This is a genomic window from Actinomadura roseirufa (genome assembly GCF_900659635.1).
In the GTDB taxonomy this organism is placed as follows: Bacteria; Actinomycetota; Actinomycetes; order Streptosporangiales; family Streptosporangiaceae; genus Spirillospora; species Spirillospora roseirufa.
The window spans coordinates 1-8,425 of the sequence record NZ_CAACVB010000296.1; the positions used below are offsets into that span (position 1 = coordinate 1).

Sequence of the window (8,425 nt, forward strand, 5' to 3'; positions counted from 1 at the left end):
GGCTGCGCGTGCCGCTGTCGCATCCCGTGGCGGGGCGGGTGTTCCGGGAGGGCGTCGCGGTGCGGCTGGCCGACGGCGCGGAGGTGCTGCACGCGGCCGGCGCGCCGGAGTCGCTGGAGGTCGGGCCGCTGCTGGTGGTGCCGCTGGGCGCCGGGGCGGCGGCACGCGGCGTCCTGGCGGTGATCAACCCGCCGGGCGCGCCGTCCTTCGCGGAGGGGACGAAGCGGCTGCTGGAGGCGTTCGCGGGACAGGCCGCCGTCGCGCTGGAGCTGGCCGCCCGGCGCCGCGACGCCGAGCGGCTGGCGCTGCTGGAGGACCGCGACCGCATCGCCAAGGACCTGCACGACACCGTCATCCAGCGGCTGTTCGCCACCGCGATGACGCTGATGGCGGCCATCAAGATCACGCAGAGGCCGGAGGTCGCGGCCCGGGTGCGGCGCGCGGTCGACGACCTCGACGAGACCATCCGGCAGATCCGCTCCTCGATCTTCGCGCTGCAGGCCCCGGCGGACGAGGAGGAGTCGCTGCGCTCGCGCGTCCGCGCGCTGGTCGACGCCGCCGCCGAGCGGCTGGGGTTCGCGCCGTCGGTGCGCCTGGACGGGCCGCTCGACACCGTTGTCGGCGACGAGCTCGGCGAGCAGCTGCTCGCGGTCGTCCGGGAGGCGCTGTCGAACGTGGCCCGGCACGCCCGCGCCCGCGAGGCCGCCGTCGTCATCGACGTCGGCGACGATCTGACGCTGCGGGTGGAGGACGACGGCGTCGGCATCCCCGACGGCGGGCGGCGCGGCGGCCTGCGGAACATGGCCGAGCGCGCCGAGGCCCAGGGCGGCTCCTTCCACGCCGGGCCGGGGCCCGGCGGCGGGACCGTCCTGGTCTGGCGCGTGCCGCTCCCGGACGGATGAGCCGGCCCGCCGCCCGGGCCCGCCACCCGGGCCCGTCACGCCAGTCCGGGAGGGCTACAGGCGGGTGACGACCTCGAACTCCAGGCCCCGCGCCTCGGCCAGGTAGATCTGCTGGCGCAGGTGACGGTCGCGCAGGTGGACGGCGCCGCGCGGGCCGTCGTAGCCCACGTCGTCGGCGACCCGGCAGAAGGCGGCGGGATCGAGCCCGCCCGCGCGCCGCGCGAGGGCGCCGAAGAGCATGATGCTCTCGTAGCACGACTCGCCGAGGCTGTTGAGCATCGGGCCGTCCGGGCCGAAGCGCCGGACGTAGAGCGCGTTGAAGTCGAGGTTGCCCGCCGTCGGAAGGCAGGCGAAGTAGCCGGCCGCCGCGTACAGCCCGCGCGTGTCGTCGGCGCTCCCGGCCATCAGCATGTTCTCCTCCATGAGCGGGCTGAAGCGCAGCACGCGCCCGTCGAGGCCGGAGCGGGCGAAGGCGCGGTTGAAGCCCACGGCGTCCTGGCCGACGAGCAGCATCAGCACGGCGTCGGCGCCGCTGCGCTCGACCCGGCGCACGGGCCGCTCGAAGTCCTCGGTGCCGAGCGGGAGGAAGAACTCGTCGCGGACGGTCCCGTCCACCGCGCGGACGAAGCGGCGCGCGGCCTCGGCCGTGGCGCGCGGCCACACGTAGTCGTCGCCGACGATGCACCACCGGCGCACCCCGCGCTCGCGCGCCAGCCAGCGCAGGCCGGGCAGGATCTGGCGGCCGGGCGTCTCCCCGGCCAGGAACACGCCGGGCGTGTGCTCGCCGCCCTCGTACAGCGGCGCGTAGACGTAGGGGACGCGCCCGGCGACGTGCGGGGCGATCGCCTTGCGGACCGAGGACAGGTGCCAGCCGGTGACGCCGTCGACCTCGCCGCGGGCGACCAGCGCGGCGACCTCGCGGGCGACCCGGCCGGGCGGCGCGCCGCCGTCCACGAGGGTGAGCCGCACCTCGCGGCCGAGCACGCCGCCCCCGCGGTTGCACTCCTCCGCCGCGAGCTGGGCGCACGCGCGGCAGGACGGGCCGAAGATGCCCGCCGGTCCCTGCAGCGGGACGACGAGCGCCAGCCGCAGCGGCGCCGCGCGCCGCCGCGCGGTGGCCCGGCCGAAGCCGGGAGGAGGGGGCGTCGTCATGGCTCCCAACGATCGTGCCCGGTGGTGGCAGGACCCATGATGCCCCTGTTCGGCATCGAACCGAAGCCCGTCGCGTCATCCGGGCGCCGAACCGGGGTCCGGCCGCCCGCCCGGCGGGGCCGAAACGGACGGCGGCGTCCCCGGCCGCGCGGCGCGGCCGGGGACGGCCGGCGAGGGCCGGCGGACGGGGTGTCAGCGGATCGGCGTGGGGATGATCGGCAGTTCGATCGAGGACGGGTGGGCGGCGTCGTGGTACACGGTCTGCCGGGCCACGCGGGTCTGCGCGTCCGTGCCGAAGGCGTGCCCGGTGTTGGGGTTGCGGTCGTACATCGGGAAGTTGCTGCTGGAGACCTCCAGCCGGATCTGGTGGCCGGCCTTGAAGACGTTGCCGGTCGGCCAGATCTTGATCGTGTACTTGTAGACCTTGCCCGGCTTGATCGGCGAGGGGTGCTCCTGCGAGTCGCGGTAGCGGGCGCGCTGGACGCCGTACTGGATCAGCATCGAGGTGCCGTCGGGGGCGACGTCGGTGAGCTTGGCCGTCCAGTCGGTGTCGCGGGCGGACGACGAGGCGTACAGCGTGACCGAGATCGGGCCGGTGGCCTCGGTGTCCTTCTCCAGCGCCGGGGTGCTGTAGACGAGGACGTCGGGCCGCTGCTCGATGAGCCGCTGGTCGTGCGGGCCGCCCGGGACCGACCCCTGGAAGCGCCCGCCGAAGCTCGGCACGGGGTTGGCGGGGTCGTAGCGGTAGCCGTCGGTCGCGGCCTCGCCGCTTCCGGACGGCGGCGCGGTGCCGAGCGTGCCGCTGCCGGTGAGGGTGTTCGCGTCCCCGGCGCTGTGCAGGTAGTACTTCGTCTTGACGGTGCCGGGGATCGGCCAGGACGGGGCGGTGCGCCACTTGTTCGCGCCCATCACGAAGACCTTGACGGCCGGGTCCTCGTCGACGCCGTTCGCCTTGCCCTTGAGCCAGTGGTCGAACCAGCGGAGCTGGACGTCGTCGATCGAGACGGCGGCGTCCGGGCCGAAGTCCACGTCCCCGGACCTCGTGCCCGACCCGCCGTGGACCCACGGGCCGATCAGCATCTTGGAGCCCTGCCGCGCGGCCTGCGAGCCGCCCTTGGCCTGGATGCCCGCGAAGTTCTCGGTGGTGCCGTCCAGGAATATGTCGTACCAGCCGCCGTAGTTGAGCGACGGCACCGTCACCTGCGGGTAGCGGGTCCGAATGCTCCAGCGTCGCCAGTACGCGTCGTTGCTCGGGTGCTTGATCCAGTCGAAGTAGTACGGCGCGACCCGCGGGTCCTTCGGGCGCAGGGGCGGGAACTTGTTGAGCGGCAGCGACCAGTACCACTTGCTGAACAGGTTCGTGCCGGCCTTGTTCATGTCCGCGTCCAGCTCGGCACCGTCGGGGAAGCGGCGGACGGCGCTGTTGGCGAGCGAGCCGAGGGGCCAGGACTGGGTGAACGACTGGTTGAGCGCTCCGCCCTCGTAGGTCCAGCCGTCGTAGTAGTCGGACGAGGTGAAGGCCGGGATGATCGTGACGAGGTGCGGCGGGCGCAGCGTCGCGGGCATCCACTGGGTCAGGCCGGGGTACGAGAAGCCGTACATCCCGACCTTGCCGTTCGACTGCGGCAGCCGCGCGGCCCACTCGATGGTGTCGTAGCCGTCGGTGCCCTCGCTGCGGTAGGGGTAGAAGGTTCCATCCGACTTGTACTGGCCGCGTACGTCCTGCACGACGACGACGTAACAGGCGGAGGCGTAGCGGGTGGGGTTGTCGTAGAAGATGTTCTCGGCGCGCTCCTTGTTGTACGGGAGCCGCATCAGGATGACGGGGAAGTCGCCCCCGCGTTTGGGCGTGAACACGTTCGAGCGGAGGACGGTGCCGTCGCGCATCGTCGCGGGGACGTCCTCCCGCTCGGTGAACTCGCAGTGCTCGGCCGCGCGCGCGGCGTCCGCGGAGGCTCGCGTCACGGGCACCAGCGCGGCGCCGCCGAGCGCGAGGGCGGCGGTGCCGAGCAGCAGCCGCCGTCCGGGTCCGGCCGGTCTGGGCGTTCGCCGTGTCGTCATGTCACAGGGATCCTTCCCGCTCGATGCAGCGCAGGGCCGGAGCGTGGCATGATCGGAGCGGACCGGCGAAGACGCCCGTGGCGCGGCTGCGCCGAGGCGCCCGTTCCGTGCGCCGAGCGTGGGGCTTTCGCGGTCGAGCGGCGTGAAAACCACGGTTAACGGACTTGGTACCGGTCCTTTTCCGGATGGGACGCGCGTTGCCCGAAAGTCAGCCTTCGGGCGACATTTCCTGACATGGGGCGAAAATACGCTTATCGCAATGAAATGACCGTTGGCCCGGGGGCCGCGGTCCGCGATCGAGCGCGAGTCACCGCTGGGCGACCGTCCCCGGACGAGGGCTGTCCGGTTCGTCCCACCCGTCCTAGGGTCGGGTTCGCCATCACGGCCTTCGCGTCCGCCGGGTGACGAAAGGAGCAGGTCCGGCGCCGTCTCCGCCCTCCGCACCGTGGCGGCGAATGTCCTCTCGGTGACGACGTCCGCTCCGTCGTCGGCTGACAAAGGAGTACCCGCATGAAACCGAAGCGCCTCCGAAATCCGGTCGCCGCGCTGGCGATCGCGTCCGCCACGGCCACGGTCGCCGCGCTGCTGACCGCGGTGAGCGGTGCGACGCCCGCCTCGTCGAGCACCCTGCGGACCGCCGCCGCGCCCGCGTGCGCCGACGGGACCACCGTCCAGACCGACACCGGCGCCGTCTGCGGGCTGGAGACCGGCGGCGTCCGGTCCTGGCTCGGCGTCCCCTACGGCGCCGCGCCGGTCGGGAACCTGCGCTGGGCCTCGCCGCGGCGCCGCCCGGCCTGGACGTCGACGCTCTCGGCGACCGAGAAGGGCCCCAACTGCCCCCAGTCGAACGCGCTCGGGGCGGGGTCCACCAACGAGGACTGCCTCAACGTGAACGTGCGGGCGCCGTCGGACGCCGGCGCCAAGAAGCTGCCGGTGATGGTCGAGTTCCACGGCGGCGGCTTCCTGCTCGGCAGCCCGGCCGACGGAAGCCACCTCGCGCGCGCCGGTCACGTCGTCCAGGTCGGCGTCAACTACCGGCTGGGCATCTTCGGGTTCCTGGCGCACGGCGCGCTCGGCGCGCACTCGGGCAACTGGGCCATCCAGGACCAGCAGGAGGCGCTGCGCTGGGTCCAGCGCAACATCGCCGCGTTCGGCGGCGATCCGAAGAACGTCACGATCTACGGGGCGTCCGCGGGCGGCGCGAGCGTCTGCGCCAACACCGTCTCGCCCGGCTCGAAGGGGCTGTTCCAGAAGGGCATCGCGCAGAGCGGCGAGTACAACTCGCTGCGCGGCGGGACGGTCAACACCTCCTGGCAGCCGGGCGACTGCAAGTCGGACCTGCCGACCGAGAAGCAGGCGCAGCGGGCCGGCGACCGGTTCGCGGCTGCCCTGGGCTGCGGCGAGGGCGACGCCGCGGCCTGTCTCCGCAAGGTGCCGGTACAGACCCTGCTCGACAAGGCGGGTGACGGGCTCGGGCCGGACAACGGGACGATCGCCCCGATCGCCGACGGCCGGACGCTGCCGATGTCGCCCGCGCAGGCGTTCGCGAAGGGGAAGGTCAACGACGTCACGCTCATGCACGGCGTGGACCGCGACGAGACGCAGCTCGAGAACGCCGGCACGCCGGCCGACTACCGCAGGCTCGTCCGCCAGCAGTACGGGCCGCACGCCGACGCGGTGTTCGAGCTGTATCCGCTCGAGCGGTTCCCGAACCCGTCGGCGTTCATCGCCTACCGGACGATCGTCGCCGACTCCAACTCCGTGTGCCCGGCGCTCCTCAACGACCGGCGGCTGGCCAAGCACCTGACCCTGTACGCCTACCAGACCGACAACGCGGACGCCCCGCCCGCCTCCTGGCTCGACAAGACCAAGCCGAACGGCTCGTTCCACGTCGGCGAGAACCAGTTCCTCGCGCCCGGACCCGTCCCGCCGGACCCGAACCAGCAGGCCCTCGGCGACCAGATCACCACGCAGTGGACCGGGTTCGCGCGCACCGGCAGCCCCAGCGTGCCGGGCGCGCCCTACTGGCCGCGCTTCACCAGGAGGGACCCGAGCGTCATGGCGCTCGCACCGGCCGGTGACAGCCAGCTCACCACCGAGATCGCCAAGCAGCACCACTGCGGCTTCTGGGACGCCCTCACACCGTTCAATCACTGAGCCGTCGTCCACTTGACGGGGACCCGCGGGGCCGGCGATCCGGCCCCGCGGGTCCTTGGCCCACGTCATTCGGCCGAAATCCGCCATTGATCTGGCCGAAACACCCGTGTCATATTCTTCGCAGCTGCGATCAAGGGCGTGTGCGGATGCAGACGACACTGGCGACGACTCTCGCGAGCATCGGTGCCGTGCTGGCGATCGGCGCGCTGCTGCGCGTCGTGACCCGGTCGCGCCGGTACCTGGGCGGACCGGCGGAACAGGCGACCTACCAGACCCTGCACACCGTCTCGGTCGCCGCGAGGTCGCTGCGCGGCGGCCTCGACGCGCAGGGCGCCGGGCGGGCCGCGCGGCACCTGCGGGCACTGCTCGGCTGCGCGGCCGTCGCGGTCACCGACGGCCAGGACCTCCTCGCGTGGGACGGCGCGGGCGAGCGGCACGCCCACGCCGCCGTCCGGCACGCCCACCACGCCGTGGGCACCGGGCGCAGCGAGGTGCTCGGCACCGACCAGATCGCCTGCGGCGACCCCGACTGCCCGCTGCTGCACGCGGTGATCGCGCCGCTGACCGCGGGCGACGTCGTCGTGGGCACGCTGGGGGCCTACGACTCCGCCGCCACGGCCGGGCTGGTGCGCGCGGTGGGCGAGACCGCCCGGTGGGTGTCCACCCAGCTCGAGCTCGCCGAGCTGGACCGTTCCCGCACGCGGCTGGCCGAGATGGAGGTGCGGGCGCTGCGCGCCCAGATCTCCCCGCACTTCATCTACAACTCGCTGACGACGATCGCGGCGTTCGTGCGGACGCAGCCGGACCGGGCGCGGGAGCTGCTGCTGGAGTTCGCGCACTTCACGCGCTACTCCTTCCGCAACCACGGCGAGTTCACGACGCTCGCCGAGGAGCTGCGCTCCATCGACCGGTACCTGATCCTGGAGCACGCGCGCTTCGGCGACCGGCTCCACGTGAGCCTGCGGATCGCGCCGGAGGTCCTGCCGGTCGCGGTGCCGTTCCTGTGCGTGCAGCCGCTGGTGGAGAACGCCGTCCGGCACGGGCTGGAGGACAAGACCGGCGTCGGCCATGTCACGATCGTCGCCGAGGACGCGGGCCAGGAGTGCCTGCTCAGCGTCGAGGACGACGGCGTCGGCATGGACCCCGAGCTGGTCCGGCGCGCCCTGGACGGCGAGCGGCCGGGCGGCGACTCGGTCGGCCTCGTCAACGTCGACGAGCGGCTGCGCCAGGTGTACGGCTCGGCGTTCGGCCTGGTCATCGAGACCGGGCCGGGCGCGGGCACGAAGGTGAGCCTGCGGATCCCGAAGTACAAGGCGGGGGTGAGCGTGTCATGACCGGCCTGGCCGAGGAGACCGCCGTCGACGAGGGGCTGCACGTCCTCGTCGTGGACGACGAGCTGCCGGCGATCGAGGACCTGGCGTACCTGCTGCGCGCCGACGAGCGGGTGCGGGAGGTGTCCACGGCCTCCAGCGGCGCCGCCGCGCTGCGCGCGCTCGACCACGGCGACGTGGCGGCGCTGTTCCTCGATATCCGCATGCCGGGCATGTCCGGCCTGGACCTGGCCCGCGTGCTGACGCACTTCGAGCGGCCACCCAAGATCGTCTTCGTGACGGCGTACGAGTCCCACGCGGTGGACGCCTTCGAGCTGCACGCCGTCGACTACCTGCTGAAGCCGGTCGCGCAGGAGCGCCTGGCCGAGGCCGTGCGCCGGGTCGTGGCGGAGGTGACGGGACGTCCCGGGCCCGCCGCGACCGCCGACGACGAGACGATCCCGGTCGAGCTGGCCCACGTGACGCGGTTCGTCCGGCGCTCGGAGGTGCGCTACGCCGAGGCGCACGGCGACTACGCCCGCCTGTACACCCGGCGCGACAGCTATCTCGTGCGGACCTCGCTGAGCGCGCTGGAGGACGCGTGGGGCGACGCGGGGTTCATGCGGGTGCACCGCTCGCACCTGGTCGCGCTCGCCCACATCGACGAGATGTACGTCGAGTCGGGCCGGTGCGCCATCCGGGTCGGGGACATGCGGCTGCCGGTCAGCCGCCGCAACACCCGCGCGCTGCGCGACCGGCTGGTCCGCAACGCCAGGCCGGGGGCGCAGCGCCCGTGAGCCGGCAGGAGCCGCGCCGGGTCACGGTGGAGCGGACGGCGGGCCG

General features: G+C 73.5%; 6 protein-coding genes. 4 read left to right on the forward strand and 2 right to left on the reverse strand.

What is annotated here, in order from left to right:
- Positions 1–902, forward strand: a 902-nt coding sequence (locus tag E1291_RS35550) for a GAF domain-containing sensor histidine kinase (protein WP_165495455.1), incomplete at its 5' end; no start/stop codon positions are given.
- A 54-nt stretch (positions 903–956) separates the two neighbouring features.
- Here the strand turns inward: E1291_RS35550 and E1291_RS35555 are convergent.
- Both E1291_RS35555 and E1291_RS35560 read right to left on the reverse strand, forming a co-directional pair.
- The gene (locus E1291_RS35555; protein ID WP_131742448.1) at positions 957–2,054 is read right to left on the reverse strand and encodes a substrate-binding domain-containing protein; all 1,098 of its coding nucleotides are present in this window, start codon (positions 2,052–2,054) and stop codon (positions 957–959) included.
- A gap of 192 nt (positions 2,055–2,246) precedes the next feature.
- On the reverse strand, positions 2,247–4,115 hold the full coding sequence (locus E1291_RS35560) for a CocE/NonD family hydrolase (protein ID WP_207401112.1): 1,869 nt from the start codon (positions 4,113–4,115) through the stop codon (positions 2,247–2,249).
- 510 nt (positions 4,116–4,625) lie between these two features.
- Between E1291_RS35560 and E1291_RS35565 the strand changes: the two genes are divergently transcribed.
- The 3 genes from E1291_RS35565 to E1291_RS35575 all read left to right on the forward strand — a co-directional run bounded on the left by E1291_RS35565 (position 4,626) and on the right by E1291_RS35575 (position 8,379).
- Entirely contained in the window at positions 4,626–6,272 is a 1,647-nt protein-coding gene (locus E1291_RS35565) for a carboxylesterase/lipase family protein (RefSeq protein ID WP_131742449.1), read from the forward strand.
- Between the two features lie 146 nt (positions 6,273–6,418).
- Complete coding sequence (locus E1291_RS35570; RefSeq protein ID WP_131742450.1) at positions 6,419–7,606, forward strand: sensor histidine kinase; 1,188 nt, start codon at positions 6,419–6,421, stop codon at positions 7,604–7,606.
- The gene (locus E1291_RS35575) at positions 7,603–8,379 is read left to right on the forward strand and encodes a LytR/AlgR family response regulator transcription factor (protein ID WP_131742451.1); all 777 of its coding nucleotides are present in this window, start codon (positions 7,603–7,605) and stop codon (positions 8,377–8,379) included. The genes E1291_RS35570 and E1291_RS35575 overlap by 4 nt, the downstream gene beginning before the upstream one ends.
- The last annotated feature ends 46 nt before the right edge of the window (positions 8,380–8,425 follow it).